The organism is Serratia nevei, from assembly GCF_037948395.1.
Classification (GTDB): domain Bacteria; phylum Pseudomonadota; class Gammaproteobacteria; order Enterobacterales; family Enterobacteriaceae; genus Serratia; species Serratia nevei.
In genome coordinates this window covers 24,058-41,606 of the sequence record NZ_CP149940.1, presented here as the reverse complement: position 1 = coordinate 41,606, position 17,549 = coordinate 24,058, and the positions used below count along the sequence as shown (strand labels likewise).

The 17,549-nt window shown below is 61.4% G+C and carries 15 protein-coding genes; 6 read left to right on the top strand and 9 right to left on the bottom strand.

What is annotated here, in order from left to right:
- Positions 1–48 precede the first annotated feature (48 nt).
- Both yiiM and V8N38_RS00185 read left to right on the top strand, forming a co-directional pair.
- A complete protein-coding gene (gene yiiM, locus V8N38_RS00190; RefSeq protein ID WP_087762489.1) occupies positions 49–720 on the top strand; it encodes a 6-hydroxyaminopurine reductase in 672 nt (223 codons plus the stop codon).
- Positions 721–822: 102 nt separating this feature from the next.
- Positions 823–1,602: a class I SAM-dependent methyltransferase gene (locus V8N38_RS00185; protein WP_060424323.1), complete on the top strand. Its 780-nt coding sequence runs from the start codon at positions 823–825 to the stop codon at positions 1,600–1,602.
- Positions 1,603–1,613: 11 nt separating this feature from the next.
- Here V8N38_RS00185 and V8N38_RS00180 read toward each other — a convergent pair whose 3' ends face one another.
- A complete protein-coding gene (locus tag V8N38_RS00180; protein ID WP_004933989.1) occupies positions 1,614–1,976 on the bottom strand; it encodes a YibL family ribosome-associated protein in 363 nt (120 codons plus the stop codon).
- Between the two features lie 73 nt (positions 1,977–2,049).
- Positions 2,050–3,516 carry a PLP-dependent aminotransferase family protein gene (locus V8N38_RS00175; RefSeq protein ID WP_038875970.1) on the bottom strand — a complete coding sequence of 489 codons (1,467 nt, stop codon included), beginning with the start codon at positions 3,514–3,516 and terminating at the stop codon, positions 2,050–2,052.
- Positions 3,517–3,658: 142 nt separating this feature from the next.
- On the opposite strand from V8N38_RS00175, the gene V8N38_RS00170 reads away from it, so the two are divergent.
- Positions 3,659–4,267 (top strand): LysE family translocator, encoded by a 609-nt coding sequence (locus V8N38_RS00170; protein ID WP_025304783.1) that lies wholly within the window; start codon positions 3,659–3,661, stop codon positions 4,265–4,267.
- On the opposite strand, the gene V8N38_RS00165 is transcribed toward V8N38_RS00170, so the two are convergent.
- The 7 genes from V8N38_RS00165 to V8N38_RS00135 form a co-directional block, all read right to left on the bottom strand.
- Positions 4,264–4,815, bottom strand: coding sequence for an MltR family transcriptional regulator (locus tag V8N38_RS00165; protein WP_016929575.1), 552 nt, complete (start codon positions 4,813–4,815; stop codon positions 4,264–4,266). The genes V8N38_RS00170 and V8N38_RS00165 overlap by 4 nt on opposite strands.
- Before the next feature lie 94 nt (positions 4,816–4,909).
- Entirely contained in the window at positions 4,910–6,055 is a 1,146-nt protein-coding gene (locus V8N38_RS00160) for a mannitol-1-phosphate 5-dehydrogenase (RefSeq protein ID WP_147840587.1), read from the bottom strand.
- A gap of 58 nt (positions 6,056–6,113) precedes the next feature.
- Positions 6,114–8,033 (bottom strand): PTS mannitol transporter subunit IICBA, encoded by a 1,920-nt coding sequence (locus tag V8N38_RS00155; RefSeq protein WP_147840588.1) that lies wholly within the window; start codon positions 8,031–8,033, stop codon positions 6,114–6,116.
- A 540-nt stretch (positions 8,034–8,573) separates the two neighbouring features.
- Positions 8,574–9,293 (bottom strand): DUF3053 domain-containing protein, encoded by a 720-nt coding sequence (locus V8N38_RS00150; protein ID WP_016929578.1) that lies wholly within the window; start codon positions 9,291–9,293, stop codon positions 8,574–8,576.
- Between the two features lie 308 nt (positions 9,294–9,601).
- Positions 9,602–11,671, bottom strand: coding sequence for a glycine--tRNA ligase subunit beta (gene glyS / locus V8N38_RS00145; RefSeq protein ID WP_038875981.1), 2,070 nt, complete (start codon positions 11,669–11,671; stop codon positions 9,602–9,604).
- A gap of 9 nt (positions 11,672–11,680) precedes the next feature.
- Positions 11,681–12,598, bottom strand: a complete 918-nt coding sequence (gene glyQ, locus V8N38_RS00140; RefSeq protein ID WP_004933966.1) for a glycine--tRNA ligase subunit alpha — start codon at positions 12,596–12,598, stop codon at positions 11,681–11,683.
- A 745-nt stretch (positions 12,599–13,343) separates the two neighbouring features.
- Entirely contained in the window at positions 13,344–15,332 is a 1,989-nt protein-coding gene (locus tag V8N38_RS00135) for an autotransporter outer membrane beta-barrel domain-containing protein (RefSeq protein ID WP_089186628.1), read from the bottom strand.
- Positions 15,333–15,528: 196 nt separating this feature from the next.
- Between V8N38_RS00135 and V8N38_RS00130 the strand changes: the two genes are divergently transcribed.
- From V8N38_RS00130 to V8N38_RS00120, 3 genes are all read left to right on the top strand, one after another.
- The gene (locus tag V8N38_RS00130; RefSeq protein ID WP_038875986.1) at positions 15,529–16,095 is read left to right on the top strand and encodes a DNA-3-methyladenine glycosylase I; all 567 of its coding nucleotides are present in this window, start codon (positions 15,529–15,531) and stop codon (positions 16,093–16,095) included.
- Complete coding sequence (locus tag V8N38_RS00125; protein ID WP_049200599.1) at positions 16,092–16,538, top strand: N-acetyltransferase; 447 nt, start codon at positions 16,092–16,094, stop codon at positions 16,536–16,538. Before V8N38_RS00130 ends, V8N38_RS00125 begins: the two co-directional genes overlap by 4 nt.
- A gap of 254 nt (positions 16,539–16,792) precedes the next feature.
- Positions 16,793–17,455, top strand: coding sequence for an OmpA family lipoprotein (locus V8N38_RS00120; RefSeq protein WP_016929583.1), 663 nt, complete (start codon positions 16,793–16,795; stop codon positions 17,453–17,455).
- Positions 17,456–17,549 lie beyond the last annotated feature (94 nt).

Here is a 17,549-nt window from a genome sequence, read left to right as displayed (position 1 = left end):
CACAACTCAGGCTATGCTGAGCCCTCGACGCGAGACACGGAGGCGCACATGCATCACCCAGACGTTTACATCGGCAATATTCAACCCTACGAAGGCGGGCGCCCCAGCGCCATCGCCAAACGCCAGGTGGATGGCGCCATCCGGCTCACGCCGCTCGGCCTGGAAGGCGACGAACAGGCGGAAAAAAGCTACCACGGCGGGCCGGACCGCGCGCTGTGCCACTACCCGCGCGAGCATTACGCCCACTGGCGCGAGCAGTTTCCGACGCAGGCCGAGCAGTTTTGCGCCCCGGCCTTCGGCGAGAATATCTCCACCGAAGGGCTGACCGAACACAATGTGTTTATGGGTGACATCTTCCGCTGGGGCGAAGCGCTGATCCAGGTCACCCAGCCGCGCTCGCCGTGCTTCAAGCTCAATTATCACTTCGCCATCGAGGACATTTCGGTGCTGATGCAGCAAAGCGGCCGCTGCGGCTGGCTGTATCGGGTGGTGTCGCCGGGCGCGGTCAGCGGCGATCGTCCGCTGGAGCTGGCGGCGCGCAACAGCGATGTGTCGGTCGCCGAAGCCATCGCCATCGCCTGGCACATGCCGTTCGACGCGGAACAGTATCGCCGCCTGTTGGCGGTGGCCGGCCTCTCCGCCAGCTGGAGCAAGACCATGCTCACGCGGCTTGCCGAAGGGCGCCTCGAGGACTTCAACCGCCGCCTGCTCGGCCGTTGAAATCGCGGGCGGAAAAGATGAAAAACGTGCGCCGAATGCCGCGTTAACCCTATTCTTCCGCCTATACTGTAGCCGCACGTTTTTTCAGCCAGGAGCCAGGTAATGACCACCCCGATCCATTCGATTCATCACGCCGCCGCCGAAGGCTATCAGGCCAACGCCGATCGCTATGTGAAAGGCCGGCCGGATTACCCGCCGGAAATCGCCGTCTGGCTGCGTGAAACTATCGGCCTGCACGCCGGCATGACGGTCATCGATCTTGGCGCCGGTACCGGCAAGTTTACCCCGCGCCTGCTGGAAACCGGCGCGCAGGTGATCGCCGTCGAACCGGTGCCGCAAATGCTGGAAAAACTGTCGGCGGCGCTGCCGCAGGTGAAAACGCTGGCGGGCACCGCCGAGGCGATCCCGTTGCCGGACGAGTCCGTCGATGCGGTGGTCTGCGCCCAATCCTTCCACTGGTTCGCCACGCCGCAGGCGCTGGCGGAAATCCAGCGCATCCTCAAGCCCGGCGGCAAACTCGGTCTGGTGTGGAACATGCGCGATGCGCGCGTCGGTTGGGTGCGTAAATTGAATCAGATCGTCGATAGCCACGAAGGCGATGCGCCGCGTTTCTATACCGGCGAATGGCGCAAATTCTTCCCGTTCAAAGGCTTTGAACCGCTGCAGGAGCAGGTGTTTATGCTGGGTCACCGCGGCGCGGTGGAGGACGTGATCTACAACCGGGTGCGTTCAACCAGCTTTATCGCCGCGCTGCCGCAGCCGCAACAGGAGCAGGTTATCGAGCAGTTGCGCCAGCTGGTGGCGGAAGAAGAGGAACTGCGGGGCCAGGACACGGTCACCGTGCCCTATCAGACCAAGGCGTATTTCACCACCAAGGTCTGATGCCCGGGGGTTCAGAACGCTTTCTTGGCGTAACCGGTGACCGCTTTCAGGCCCATCTCGCGGCCCAGCGCGGTCATCGGGTGCACCACGATCAGCCCGCGCGCGCTTTTCTTCAGCGCACCCATATCGGCCTGCTCTTTCTTGGTGATCTCGCGGCTGAACGGCAGCTTGCTCAGCTTCTGCGCTTCGGCGCTCAGCTTCTCGCCGCGCACGTTTTTCAGGCGTTCGATCTCCGTCGCCAGTTTCTCTTTCTCTTTGGTGTGCTGCGCGATCAACTCAGGGTTGCCCTGTTGGATCACGGTGGCGTCTTTGTGGTTCAAGGCGTCCAGCAGGTCGCTCAGGCGCTTGATCTCTGCCTTTTCTTTCTCTTTCATGGTCTCTGGCCCGTTGTGCCCAAAATGGCACGCTAATCAATGATACCGGCATTGTAGCAAAAGGCGCGCGCCGTTACCCGTCCTGCGCAATGCCGGGCGGCAGGCCGCTCATCTCGCAGGCCCTGGCGCCGAGCCGGGCCAACGCCTGGGTGTAGCGCGCGTTGAACGGGTAGCAGCAGGAGAGCCGCAGCGCGTTGCGGTAGCGCCCGCTCGGGGAATACAGGGTGCCCGGCGTCAAACAAATCTGCTCCTCCAACAGCTGATGGAACAGTGCCACGCTGTCCACGCCGGGGGGAAATTCGACCCAAAACACGAATCCGCCCGCCGGCTGCGTGGCCAGCGTGCCGCGCGGGAAATGCCGGGCGATCAGCGCCCGCGCCTCGTCCACCTGCGCCGCATAACGCTTGCGCAGGTTGCGCAAATGATGATCGTAGCCGCCGCTCTCCAGGAAGGTCGCCAGCGTTTCCGACAGCAGCTGCGACTCGGACATCGATGACACCGCCTTCAGCTTGCGCAACGCCTCGTGGAAACGGCCGCCGCAGATCCAGCCGACGCGAAAGTCCGGCGCCAGCGTTTTGGTAAAGCTGGAGCAAAACAGCACCCAGCCGTCGCGATCGAACGCCTTCACCGCCGGCGACAACGCGCCGCCGAACTGGATCTCGGCATACAGCCCGTCTTCAATCAACGGCACCTGATGATCGTTCATCAGCCGCGCCAGCCGCTTTTTCGCCGCCAGCGGCATAGTGCAGCCCAGCGGGTTTTGCACCGTCGGCATGGCGATCACCGCGTTCAGCCGTTTCTCGTTCAATAGCAGTTCCAGCGCGTCCAGCGACAGCCCCAGCTGCGGATCGGTGGGGATTTCCAGCGCTTTCAGCCCCAGGCTGGCCAGCAGCGGCAGCAGATAGAAATAGGTTGGCGACTCCAGCCCGACGCAGTCGCCCGGTTTGGTGGTGACGCGCAGCGCCAGCTGCAGCGCTTCCATGCAGCCGTGGGTCAGCACCACGTCGCCCGGCTCCAGCAGCATGCCCAGCGTCATCGAGCGGCGGGCGATCTGCTGACGCAGCCGCAGGCTGCCGGGCGGCAACGGGTACTGCCCGATCAGATCCGGCTGGCGGCGCAGCTGAGAGGACAACATGCGCCCCAGCTTGCCGCCGGGATAAAAATCGCTGGTCTGCGGGCAGGCCAGCGCAATGTTGGTGAAAGCCGGATTTTGCTGGGCGGCAAACACGGTGTCGATCAGCGCCAGCACGTCGTCCGCCGGCGGTTCGATGCGCCCGCTGGGCGCCGAGGCCATCTTCAACGCCGGCAGCGTGCTGCGTACATAAAACCCCGACTGCGGCCGCGCTTCGATCAGCCCGCGATCCTCCAGCGTGCGGTAAGCCGACACCACCGTATTGATGCTGACGCGATGAGTTTGCGCACAGCGCCGTACCGACGGCAGGCGGTCGCCGGGCCGCAGCGTGCCGCGGCGAATGGCCTCGGCCAGCGTATCCGCCAGCTGCAGGTAACGGGTATCCGGGGTTTCATCGAGCAGGGTCACAGTTTCTCTCCAGGCAATGGGTACAGTTTACATTTTGCACAACTGTAACCATGACAATATCCGATTTGTGGTTCTGTCACCATCCCATCGCAGCGATTATGCTGATCCTCTCGTGATTACCGCCATTTTCAAGGAACCTGTCATGCTGGACTCCGCCTTTGTCAGCTACGTCACCGTCATGTCGATTACCCCCGGCCCCAACAACCTGCTGCTGGCCTCGTCGGGCGTCAACTTCGGCCTGCGCCGCACCCTGCCGATGCTGTTCGGCATCTGCGTCGGCTGTGCGGTGCAGCTGGCGATCATTATTCCACTGCTGGCGCTGGCGCTGAGCTGGGCCGGCGTCATCCGCCTCCCGCTGGCGGTGATCGGCTGCGCCTACCTGCTGTGGCTGTCATGGAAACTGTTCCAGGCGGCCTCGCCGGACGCCAAAGAGCAGGCGCAGCCGATGAGCCTGCTCAATGGCGCGCTGTTTCAGGCGGTCAACCCCAAGGCCTGGCTGATGGTGATCAACGTGGCGATCCTGTTCACCCCGCGCGAAGGCGCCACCTTTGTCCATACGCTGTCGGTCATCGCCGGCTTCGCGCTGCTGAACCTGCCGTGCGTGCTGCTGTGGGCGGTGCTGGGCGACCGGTTGCGCAACGCGCTGCGGGTCACCTGGAAACTGCGCGCCTTCAACGGCGTGATGTCCGGCCTGATGGCCGCCACCGCGCTGTGGTTGTTGTTCGACGAGTGGCGCGCGGCCTTTGCTTAGCCGCGGCCGAGAGGAGAGAGTCGGGAAGGTTGTTTGGCGCCGATACCGGCGATCAGATCGGTAATGGACAGCACCATGGTGGAGCGCACCATCTGCTGATAGCGCTGGCGCTGCATGGCGATCAGCGCTTCATCCGCTTCGCCCGGCTGCAGGAAGGTCGGCACCGGCGGCAGCGCGGCCACGCAGTGCAGCTCGCCGAAGGGCCCGAGAATTTCGTCGTCGACGAAGCGGTATTCCGAGCCGTCGTGGTTCAGCTCTTCGCGCATCGCCATCAGCAGCTCGGCGTCTTCATATTCGTGGCGGGAGATCACCCCCAGCCCGTACATCAGCTTCAGGCGCACCGACAGCTCCCCGAGCGGGCCGCTGCCGGACAATAGCGGTTCGACGGCATATTTCACCGCGTAGTCATCCTTGCGGAATACCTGCACCACCAGCACGTTGAGCGCTTCCGCCAGCAGCTCTACCGCCGCGATCAGGAAGCTGCGCACCGTTTTGCCCGCGTTCAGCTTTTCCAGAACCTGGTTTTCAAATGCCTGTGCTTCTTCCATCGTCGCTTTTCGAAAGGCGTGGGGAGGGCCGTCGATGCCGAACTCGGGTTGCAGGAGCGCAGCAAGCTGCGCTCGGGTGTTCATCATCACGATTCTACTTGTGCATGGCGTTATACACAGCAACGGCCTCTTCTACAACCTCGCTTTCCGCCGGCAGGCCGGAAATTTGCGCCAGCGCGGCTTTCGGCCCGAGCGTGTTCAGCAATTCCGCCAATTCCAGCGCCTGCGGATCCTGTTCGCTGCGGTAGCTCATGGCGGCGGCGATGCCCTGGATCAGGTTGGCGTGCGGCAGGCCGTATTCCAGCGTGCCCAGCAGCGGTTTGATCAGGCGATCGCCGGCGCTCAGTTTGCGCAGCGGCTGGCGGCCCACGCGCTCGACGTCGTCGTGCAGATACGGGTTTTCGAAGCGGCCGAGGATTTTGTTGATGTAGGCGGCGTGCTTGTCGGCGTCGAAGCCGTAGCGCTTGATCAGCACCGCGCCGCTCTCTTCCATCGCCCCTTTCACCACGCGGCGGATCGCCGGGTCGAGAATGGCGTCACGAATGGTTTGCAGCCCGGCCTGTTGGCCGAGGTAGGCGGTGATGGCGTGACCGGTATTGAGGGTGAACAGCTTGCGCTCGACGAACGCCATCAGGTTGTCGGTCAGCTCCATGCCGGCGATCGCCGGAGGCTGGCCTTTGAACTGGGTCTGATCGACGATCCATTCGCTGAAGGTTTCCACCGTCACTTCCAGCGGATCGCTGCTGTCCGCCGGCGGCACGATGCGGTCGACCGCCGAATCGACGAAGCCGACGTGCTGCTCAACCCATGCCTGCTCGTCCTGCGGCAGCGCGGCGAACACATGCTGTTTCAGTTGGCTGGTGCCGCGCACCATGTTCTCGCAGGCGATGATGTTCAGCGGCTGCACATTGCCCTGCTGATGACGCAGCACCAGCCCTTTAGCGATCGTGCCGGCGATTTTACCGAGAATTTGCGGGCCAACGGCGGTGGTCACCAGATCCGCCTCAGCGATCAGCGCCACCGCCGCCTCGCTGCCGCTGTTGACGGCGCTGACGTTGTTGACGTTGTTGACGCGTTCTTGCTCGCCCACCACGTGCACCGCGTAGCTTTTACGGCTGTTCAGCAAATCCAGCACCGTTTGATTGACGTCGGCGAAGGTCAGCTCAACCCCTGCGTCCGCCAGCAGCTTGCCGATAAAACCGCGGCCGATGTTCCCTGCGCCAAAATGTAATGCTTTCATAACTCTACCTTCTTAATGTCGAAGGGTGCAGCAAGCTGCACCCTTTAAAATGATTCTGTTATCTGGCTTTTTTGCCGCCGAGCAGGTCCAGCACTTCCTGCACGCTGGTGGTATTCGCCAGCCGCTCGATCACGCTCTCGTCATCCAGCGCGTTGGTCAGGCTGGTGATCACCTGGATATGCTCGTTGTTGCGCGCGGCGATGCCGATCACCAGGCGGGCCACTTCATCCTCTTCCTCGCCGAAGCGCACGCCCTGCGGGTACTGGCAGAACACCACGCCGGTGCGCAGCACCCGGTCTTTGGCCTCGATGGTGCCGTGCGGCACGGCGATCGACTCGCCCAGGTAGGTGGAGGTGAGTTTCTCGCGCTCCAGCATCGCCGGCACGTACTCCGCCTCGACGTAGCCGCCTTTCACCAGCTGCTCGCCGGCGAAGCGGATCGCCTGCTCTTTGTCGCTGGCCTGCAGGTTGAGGAACACGTTGCTCTCGCTCAGCTTGAACAGGTTCGGCTCACCGGCTTCGAAGCTGTCGTCCAGCGCGCCCAGCACCTTCTGCTGGTTGTCGCTGGTTTTGTTGACCGCCACCAAGCGATCGACCAGATCGCTGTACAGCTTGCTGTCGAGGAAGTTGGTCAGCGAGATGTGCTGGGCCTGCGGCGCGTGGCGCATCGCGCGCTCGGTCAGATCGCGGTGGGTGATCACCAGATCCACGTCGTCCGGCAGGCTGTTGATGGCGCTGTTGGTCACCGAGATGTTCTTCAGCCCGGCGTCGGCCACTTTCTTGCGCAGCACCCCGGCGCCCATGGCGCTGGAGCCCATGCCCGCATCGCAGGCAACGATGATTTTGCGCACGGTGCTCAGATCGCCGTCGACCGATGCCGACGCCGCTGCGCCGCCTTTGGACTGCGATTTCATCTCTTGCATGCGACGGGTTGCGGCTTCCAGATCGTCATCCTCTTTCACCTTGGAGGTTTTCAGCAGGAAAGCGGACACCACGAAGGAGACGGCAAAGGCTGCGCACACCGCCGCAATGTTGGCGAAGTAGGCGCCTTTCGGCGTCATCGCCAGCACCGCCAGGATCGAACCCGGAGAAGCCGGAGAAACCAGGCCGCCGTTCAGCATCGTCAGGGTGAAGACGCCGGTCATGCCGCCCAGGATCACCGCCAGCAGCAGGCGTGGGTTCATCAGCACGTAAGGGAAGTAGATTTCGTGGATGCCGCCCAGGAAGTGAATGATTGCCGCACCGCCGGCGGATTGCTTGGCGCTGCCGCGGCCGAAGAACATGTAGGCCATCAGTACGCCCATGCCCGGGCCTGGGTTGGCTTCAATCAGGAAGAACACCGACTTACCGGCTTCCGTAGCCTGCTGGATACCCAGCGGCGAGAAGATGCCGTGGTTGATGGCGTTATTCAGGAACAGGATTTTCGCCGGTTCAACGAAGATGGACGCCAATGGCAGCAGGTTGTTCGTCACCATGACGTGTACGCCCGCCGCCAGCAGCTTGGAGAGCACCTCCACCAGCGGCCCGATGCCGAGGAAGGCCAGGATCGCCAGCAGCATGCCGATGATGCCGGCGGAGAAGTTATTCACCAGCATTTCAAAGCCGCTTTTGATCTTGCCGTCCACCCAGCGGTCAAAGTGCTTGATAGCCCAGCCGCCCAGCGGGCCGGCGATCATCGCGCCGAGGAACATCGGCATGTCGGCGCCAACGATGACGCCCATGGTGGTGATGGCGCCGACGACGCCGCCGCGATCGCCGCCCACCAGCCGCCCGCCGGTATAACCGATCAGCAGCGGCAGCAGGTAGGTGATCATCGGGCCGACCAGCTTGGCTAAGGTTTCATTCGGCAGCCAGCCGGTTGGAATGAATAGCGCGGTGATAATCCCCCAGGCGATAAAGGCGCCGATGTTGGGCATCACCATGTTGCTCAGGAAGCGGCCAAAGTTTTGTACTTTGACCTTGATGTCTGGTGAAAACATAAAACACACCCCTATTGTTACGCGCTGACAATAGAGCGCGTGATTATTGTTGTGACGATCCAGCCGTGTTGCCGCTGTATGCGAAACGGACTCTATCACGCTGTTTTTGTCACGCGAACTTCACGGATTTTTTGTGATACAAATCACATACAACACCCCAACAAACCACCCTTCATAGTGACAAAGATCACATTTATGGCGTGTAAAAAAAGCACAGTGAGAAAAAAACCGCCTTGAAACCCATAATAATGTGATATTTGTCACATTTTTAAATTAGTGATTTGTTTTTAAATTGTGACAAACATCACAATTTATTTTTGGCTGCAGCGCCCGATCGCGACGCTCTGTTTGATCTTCCCTGTGAGCACTCATCCCGCCGGGAACTAGCGAAGTGATGAATGAAAGAAAACTACATTGCCGAATGAATGGATTAATTGAAGTGTAGTACAGAAGCCTGCGCAATAAACCAGCAAGCTATTGGAAACGCTGAGGGGAAATAAAACAGGCCGGCAATGCCGGCCTGCTGCGTGCGTGGAGGCTTTATTGCGTCACGCTTTGAATGGCTTTCTGCGCGTTTACCAGGTTCTGCTGTTTGGCCACCAGATTCGACATCATGGTGTTGTACTGCGCCACCTGCTGCGCGGTACGGAACTGCACGCCGTTGTTGTTGAAGCTGACCTGATTGCCCTGGCTCTGCAGGAAATCGCCAACCTGCACCAGATCCTGCACGAAGCTGGCGGTGGTCGGGATCGCCGGCATCAGGGCGTTGGCCGGTGCGGTGACGATTTTGTCATAGGCCTGGTTGTATACCGCCTTCAGATCGTCGGGCTGCTTCAGCGCCGCACGGGCGGTATCCGCCTGTGATTTGGCGGACTGGATCTGCTGGCCCAGCAGGTTCAACGCCCCGACCGATTGCTGCAGCGCATCGCGTTTGTTCAGATAGTCCTGCGCGGTGCGGATCTGGTTAATCTGATCCAGCGCCGGGGTCAGGCTGGCGCCGACCGACTTGGACAACTGCTGCGAGAAGCCGACCAAAATCGCGTAATCGCCGGCATAGTTGCCGAACTTCTGCTTCTGATCTTCGCTCAGCGTGGGGATGTTCGCCCCGCTGCGCATCACGGTATTCTGTAAGTAATCGATAAATGCTTTGCGCTGTTCCGGCTCTTTATCGCCGCAGGCGGTCAATTGCATGACCACCAACAATGCCAATACCGGTGCCAACCAACGCGCGAAACCTCTGCTCTGGATCCCTACCGCCATGTGACATAACTCCTGTTATAAACCTGCTTTTTCATTGGACTCCGCCCCTTTTTCCGCACTCCGTGCGCCTATAAGAATAGATCAACTGGCGGCGTTCCGATACGCGATTCCGCCTGCGGTGAGCATTACCCCGGCCGGATGCGGTTGAAAATCGTGCGCAAAACGCACTGAGGTTCATTGCCGTCGGCGACCGGACGCTTCAATTTCCCCAAGTCGCCCCCCAAGTCGCCAGGCGACCTTGCCTTCGCGCCCAGGAAACGGAAATAAAAAAAGGCGCCCGCAGGCGCCTTTTCACGGCAGAGAATCGCTTACTGCAGCACGGAGATGTCCGCCACCTGCAGGAACAGTTCACGCAGCTTGCTCAGCAGCGTCAGGCGGTTCACGCGCACTTCCGCATCGTCCGCCATCACCATCACGTTATCGAAGAACGCATCCACCGGCTCGCGCAGCGCGGCCAGCTCCACCAGCGCTTCCTGGTAGTTGCCCGCCGCGAAGTACGGCTGCAGCTTGTCGCGCAGCACCACCAGGTGAGTCGCCAGCTGGATCTCCGCCGCGTCCTTCAGCACCGAGGCACGCACGCTGTCGTTCAGCGTTTCGGTGGACTTGGCCAGAATGTTGGAGACGCGTTTGTTGGCCGCTGCCAGCGCCGCCGCCGCTTCCAGCGTGCGGAAGTGAGACACCGCCTTGACGCGTGCGTCGAAGTCGGCCGGCTTGGTCGGACGGCGCGCCAGCACCGCCTGAATGGTATCGACCGCGTGGCCTTCTTCCTGATACCAGGCGCGGAAGCGGCCCAGCATGAATTCCACCACCTCGTCGACCACCTTGGCGTTGGTCAGCTTGCTGCCGTACAGGCGCACGGCCTCTTCGGTCAGGGTCTGCAGATCCAGCGGCAGGTTTTTCTCGACGATGATGCGCAACACGCCCAGTGCGGCGCGGCGCAGCGCGAACGGGTCTTTATCGCCTTTCGGATGCTGCCCGATGCCGAAGATGCCGGCCAGGGTGTCCATCTTGTCGGCGATCGCCAGGGAACAGGCCACCAGCGACTGCGGCAGCGCATCGCCGGCGTAGCGCGGCTGATACTGCTCGTTCAGCGCAACGGCGACGTCTTCCGCCTCACCGTCGTGGCGCGCGTAGTGCATGCCCATCACGCCCTGGGTGTCGGTGAATTCGAACACCATGTTGGTCATCAGGTCGCACTTCGACAGCAGGCCCGCGCGGGTGGCGTGGTTGACGTCGGCGCCAATCTGGCCGGCAACCCAGCCCGCCAGCGCCTGAATGCGGTCGGTTTTGTCGCGCAGGGTGCCCAGCTGCTGTTGGAACAGCACGGTTTCCAGGCGCGGCAGGTTATCTTCCAGGCGTTTCTTGCGGTCGGTGTTGAAGAAGAACTCGGCGTCGGCCAGGCGCGGACGCACCACCTTCTCGTTACCGGAGATGATCTGTTGCGGGTCTTTCGACTCGATGTTGGCCACGAAGATAAAGTTCGGCAGCAGTTTGCCCGCGGCGTCATACACCGGGAAATACTTCTGGTCGCCCTTCATGGTGTACACCAGCGCTTCCGCCGGCACCGCCAGGAATTTCTCTTCGAATTTAGCGGTCAGCACCACCGGCCATTCCACCAGCGAGGCCACTTCTTCCAGCAGGCTGTCGCTCAGATCGGCCTTGCCGCCAATCTTCTGCGCCGCCAGCTCGGCATCGCGCTTGATGAGGGCTTTACGCGCTTCATAGTCGGCGACCACTTTGCCGCGCTCCAGCAGGATCTGCGGGTATTGGTCGGCGTTGTCGAGGGTGAACTCGGCTTCGCCCATGAAGCGGTGGCCGCGCACGGTGCGCGCAGAGTCGATGCCCAGCACGGTGCCTGGGATCAGATCGGCGCCCAGCAGCATCGTGACGGTATGTACCGGACGCACGAACTGCACGTCGGAGTCGCCCCAACGCATCAGTTTCGGGATCGGCAGTTTAGCCAGCGCGGTGCTGACCATGCCGGCCAGCAGTTGCTGCGCCGACTGGCCTTTGACGTGGGCGCGGTACATCAACCACTCGCCCTTGTCGGTCACCAGGCGTTCAGCCTGATCGACGGTGATGCCGCAGCCGCGCGCCCAGCCTTCGGCCGCTTTGCTCGGTTTGCCTTCGGCGTCGAACGCCTGGGCGATCGCCGGGCCGCGTTTTTCAATTTCGCGATCGGCCTGCGCCGCGCTCAGGTTGGCCACTTTCAGCGCCAGGCGGCGCGGTGCGGCGAACCAGCTCACGTCACCGTGTTCCAGGCCGGCGTTGTCCAGCTCGGCGGTGAAGTTGGCGGCGAAAGATTCCGCCAGGGAACGAAGCGCCTTCGGCGGCAGCTCTTCCGTGCCGATTTCCACCAGGAAAGTCTGTTGAGTCATGGCTGCCTCTTAGTTCTCGTTCTTCTTGTTGCACATCGGGAAGCCCAGCGCTTCGCGGGAAGCGTAGTAGGCTTCGGCAACGGCTTTGGTCAGCGTGCGGATGCGCAGAATGTAGCGTTGACGCTCGGTCACCGAAATCGCCTTGCGCGCGTCCAGCAGGTTGAAGGTATGGCCCGCCTTCAGGATGCGTTCGTAGGCCGGCAGCGGCAGCGGTTTTTCCAGCGCCAGCAGCGATTGGGCTTCTTTCTCGTACTGCTCGAAGCAGGAGAACAGGAAGTCGACGTCGGCATATTCGAAGTTGTAGGTGGACTGCTCCACTTCGTTCTGATGGAACACGTCGCCGTAGGTGGTAACACCCAGCGGGCCGTTGCTCCACACCAGATCGTACACGCTGTCCACGCCCTGGATGTACATCGCCAGGCGCTCCAGGCCGTAGGTGATCTCGCCGGTCACCGGCTTGCACTCCAGGCCGCCGACCTGCTGGAAGTAGGTGAACTGCGTCACTTCCATGCCGTTCAGCCACACTTCCCAACCCAGGCCCCAGGCGCCGAGCGTCGGGTTTTCCCAGTTGTCTTCCACGAAGCGAATGTCGTGGATGGTCGGATCCAGACCCAGCTCTTTCAGCGAGCCCAGGTAGAGTTCCTGAATGTTGTCCGGCGACGGCTTAATCACCACCTGGAACTGGTAGTAGTGCTGGAGACGGTTCGGGTTTTCGCCGTAGCGGCCGTCGGTCGGGCGGCGGGATGGCTGCACATAGGCGGCGGCCATCGGCTCCGGCCCCAGTGCGCGCAGGCACGTCATCGGGTGTGAGGTTCCCGCGCCGACTTCCATGTCCAATGGTTGAACGATGGTGCAGCCCTGGCGCGCCCAATAATCCTGCAGTGTCAGGATCAGGCCCTGGAAGGTCTTGGTATCAAACTTTTGCATGTTGAATTCGCACGCGATACAAGTGGATTTAGATGGAATGGGCCAGTATACCCTTTGACCGTAAGATATACAGCCAGAATCCGGCAACAAGTGCGAATCGGGGCGAGAAGCGCTGGATTTTCACACGTCGGCCGCAGCGTGAAGACACAGCGCTCCGGCCGGCCCCCTCGCCATCCACGAGCCGGCCTGAAAGGCGTGACGCCGCCAAATCCATTAGATGAGCTTAACAAAAATATCACTCACCGCCGTTTAAATAAGCAATTAGCTGAACGCGATATCTCCCCTCGCCGGCCAAATTCAGGCTGATTTACGTACGCATATCCTTATATTTGCCACAAGATAAAGTTGCGCCAATGTTATTTTTGTTAATTTTATCAACTAAAAAACTCCCCTCACCGAGAGATAATGTGATCAAGTGCCAGATTATTTCTTATGAACGTGAAAAATAAGGCGATAGCGCACGGCGGACCGAGGCTCTGGGTATGAAGGGAAGGTCAGGGATGAAATACGGCGCAAACGGGCCACAGAAACAAATTGACAGTTAATCTTTGGTTATACAATAATAAATAAAATTTTCCCTGGTGTTGGCCAAGTGGCTACCTGATCCTTTCATAGGATCAGTTTTTTTTTGTATTTCCGCCAACGTCATTGCGGCCCGCATAATTCACGCCAGGCCGCCCCCCGCTTAAATCCCTTATCAGCCCTTATGGCTTCTCCTGCGCCGTTGAGCGCGCCGATGGCCAATTCAAAAACGCGCGCTGACGCCGACGTTATACATAAACTGCTCGCCGCTGCTCAGCCCGCCGGTTTGCGACACGGTGGCGAAGGCCGATACCCTGTCCGTCAACGGCATGTTGGCCCCCAGCGTGACATCCACCCAGTTTTTGTCCTGGCCCGCACTGTCGCGGGTGAACGAGGTTTGCGTCGATTTCAGGCCACCGCCGGCGCGGTAGACGTCGTCGCCGAACTGATGCTGATAACTCACTTCCGCATAAGGGTTAAACACGCCGAATTGCGTATCCAGCCGCCAACCCAGCGCGCCGATCTGCGAGTGATAAGTTTGATCGTTGAAGCGCATGGCGGTGCTGTCATCGCCATCTTCACCGTAGCCGGAAACGCGGCTGTAATCCCAGGCGAACTGCGCGACCGGCCCGGTGGTCAGGTAAGAAGTAATCGGGAAGTCATAGCCGGCGGTCACGCGCGCGCCCCACTGCTTGCCGGTGGTCGAACCGGTTTCGGTGCGCGTCAGCGGCCCCAGCCGCATGCTGCGGCGGATGTCGTCATAATCCATCGTCGCATAGTGCAGATCGGCGTTGACCCAGCCATGCTCGAATAGCGCCAGCGAACTGAAGGCCGACAGCAGCAGCCCGCGCGACTTGTAATCAAAGCGGCTGGAAGGATGCTGATCGTCGTTGGAACCGGCGATCAACGCGCCGATTAACCAACCGTCGGTCAGCTGATAGTCCACGCCGACGGTCAGGTTGTGGGTAGTGGCGTTGCCGTCCCCCGCCGCCCGGTTATCGGCATAGTCGTAGTGCTGGCCGGCGTAACCGCCGAACACGCCCAGCGATCCCTGCGGGTTGTCGCCGTTGCGCAGCTGCTGGAAGCGACTGTCGAGCGTGGCGCGGCTGTCGCGCGCCATCGCCGCGGTCGCCTGATTCAGCGCCACCACCTGCGCCGGGCCATCCAACACCGCCTGGATATAATCCGCAATCAGCAGGTGCGCCTGCGGGCTGGGGTGGAAATGGTCGGAGAACAGATAGGACTGGCTGGCGTCGAAGCCGGGCATATCGGAACGGCAAACCGCCGAGGAAACGCCCGGCGGGCAAGCCATACCGGCGGTGTTGGCGAAGCCGAACTGCGCCGGATTGGCGATCGCTTCGGCGAACAGCTTGTTGACATCCACCCGCACTATATTGCCGCCGCCCTGCGCCAGCAGACGGTCTTCACTTTGATTATAGAAATCGGTCAGCTGGGCGGCCTGCGCGCTCAGGCTGTCATACGCCGCGATAAGCTGCGCGGCGATCGCCTGCTGCACCTGAGGAATGGCGCTGCCCTGCTTCGCCGCGGCGGCCAACGCCGCGTGGATCGCCTGCGTGCGTGAAGCGTTGTCCGGCGTCGCCACCGAATTAAGCGTGGCATAGGCCGCCTGGATCGCCGCCCCCTGCACCGGCGACAGCGCCTGTTGAATGATCAATTCCATCAGCTGCGGCGTGGAGCCGATGTTCGGCACCGTTGGCACGATCACCGTGCCGGCGCCGGCGTTCAGCAGCGAATGCACCTGCGCAGCGGCGGCCGCAGCGCTGTTATAGGCCACGCCGGGCGCGGTAGCGGCATTCAGCGCCGCCGCCGCCAGATCGTTGCCGCCGATCCAATGAATATACAGCCCGTCGCCGTCGGCCTGGCCATTGACCCGGTTCAGGTAGCGCTGCACCTGATCCTGGGTGTTGTCGACCGGGTTCAGGCCCGGCACCGCCACGGCGCCGCCGGCGGCGTAGTTTTCACCGCCGTTGTCCGAAGCCACCAGCGCCGCCCCGATGCGTTGCGCCAACGCTTCGTCGTACAACAAGTGCTGGTTGCCGTCATAGGTGAACCGGCCGTTGTTGCCGGTATCGCTCAGGCTGTCGCCAAAGACGTACAGTTGATCGTACGCCTGAGCCGGTAGGGTCACACTGCAAAGTAGCGCCACTGCAAGCGCCGCCGGGCGGGGCATGCACGTTATTTTTAGAGGCATGAATCGACTCCTGAGAGCCTGCAAATGAAGGCAATGTCGTTTTTATCGTTGACCGGTTTTCCACCGGCCATGTAGTAACTATTGTCGGCTTTTTCGTCACGTCAAGCGGGCTGATGACAAAACAATCAGAGGCTTGCCAAGTTCGGCGCTACGAGCGATGATTACTGTTCATAAACACAGCATAAGGACAGTCAGGATGGCAGACGAACGTTGCGGTTGGGTGACGGCCGATCCGTTGTATCTCGAGTATCACGACAAGGAATGGGGCGCGCCCACCACCGACGCGCGCGAACTGTTTGAAATGCTGTGTCTGGAGGGGCAACAGGCCGGCCTTTCCTGGATCACCGTTCTGAAAAAGCGCGAGAATTACCGTCGCGCTTTCCACGGTTTCGATCCGCAGCGTGTCGCCGCCATGACCACAGAGGACGTGGAAAACCTGCTGCAGGACAGCGGCATCATCCGCCACCGCGGCAAGATAGAAGCCATCATCACCAACGCCAAAGCCTATCTGGCGATGGAAGCGGCCGGCGAAGATTTCGTCGCTTTCATTTGGGACTTCGTCGGCGGCCGGCCGCAGCTCAATCGCTGGCAGGCGCTGAACCAGGTGCCGGCCAAAACCGAACAGTCCGACGCCATGTCCAAAGCGCTGAAAAAGCGCGGCTTCAAGTTTATCGGCTCCACCATTTGTTACGCCTTCATGCAGGCCAGCGGGCTGGTGAACGATCATCTGACGGGGTGCATCTGCTACCCAAAGCCACGGTGATCCGCCCCTGTGGACCGGAGGATATCGAACGGCTGATGGCGCTGTGGCTGCCCAGCACCATCGCCGCCCATCCGTTCGTGGCGGAAAAGTACTGGCGTGAGAGCGCCGCGCTGGTGCGGGAAAACTACCTGCCGCGCGCTCAAAGCTGGGCCTGCTGGCATCACGACGAGATCGTCGGCTTTATCAGCGTGCTGGACGAGCAGTTCATCGGCGCACTGTTTGTCGATCGGGCGTTTCACGGCCGCGGCGTCGCCCAGGCGCTGATGACGCACGTGCAGCAGCGCTACCGCCGGCTCAGCCTGGAGGTGTACCAGCAGAACCTGCGTGCCTGCGCGTTCTACCACAAGCACGGCTTTCAGGTGACGCAGCGCCTGTTCAATGAAGAAACCCAGGCCTATACGCTGATCATGAACTGGTCGGCAGTCGAAAATTCAACCCATTAGGCTTAAAAAAGGCGCATCCGCACCCCGGATGCGCGCAATTAGGAATCCGCTGCATGGCGCCGCCCGGCGTTTTGTCGCATAACTCCCCCCAGCACTTCCCCGCGCTCATCATTTGTCACGTTTTTCTCCGGAACTGCCGGCGAGTCAACGCGTCATAGTAGCGCGGTGACGCGGGCCCCACCTGCGTCGCCTATTTTTTGCGCCCCCGTTTTGGGCAGGCGCGTACAGATTTTGATGCCATTAAGGACAAGAACATGAAAAAACGCATTGCAATTATTGCCGGCGCAGTGAGCGTAGCGCTCACGCTGTCGGCCTGTACCACTAACCCATACACCGGCGAATCCGAAGTCGGCAAATCCGGCATCGGCGCAGGCCTCGGGGCCGCACTGGGCGCCGGTGTCGGCGTGCTGTCCTCATCCAAGAAAGATCGCGGCAAGGGCGCGCTGATCGGCGCGGCGGCCGGTGCGGCACTGGGCGGCGGCGCAGGTTATTACATGGACGTGCAGGAGGCCAAACTGCGCGACAAGATGAAAGGCACCGGCGTCAGCGTCACCCGCCAGGGCGACAACATCGTGCTGAACATGCCGAACAACGTGACCTTCGACAGCAGCAGCGCCACGCTGAAACCGGCGGGCGCCAACACCCTGACCGGCGTCGCCATGGTGCTGAAAGAGTACCCGAAAACCGCGGTCAACGTTGTCGGCTACACCGACAGCACCGGCTCCCGCTCGCTCAACATGAACCTGTCGCAGCAGCGCGCCGACGGCGTAGCCAGCGCGCTGATCACCCAGGGCGTGGCGGCAAACCGTATCCGCACCACCGGTGCCGGCCCGGACAACCCGATCGCCTCCAACAGCACCGCGGAAGGCAAGGCGCAAAACCGCCGCGTCGAGATCACCCTCAGCCCGCTGCAGTAATCCCGTGCGGGGCGCGCAACCGGCGCCCCGCCGCCTCCCTGCGATTTTCTCCTTACCCTTCAATACTCCCGCCCGCACATCGGGTATGGTAGTC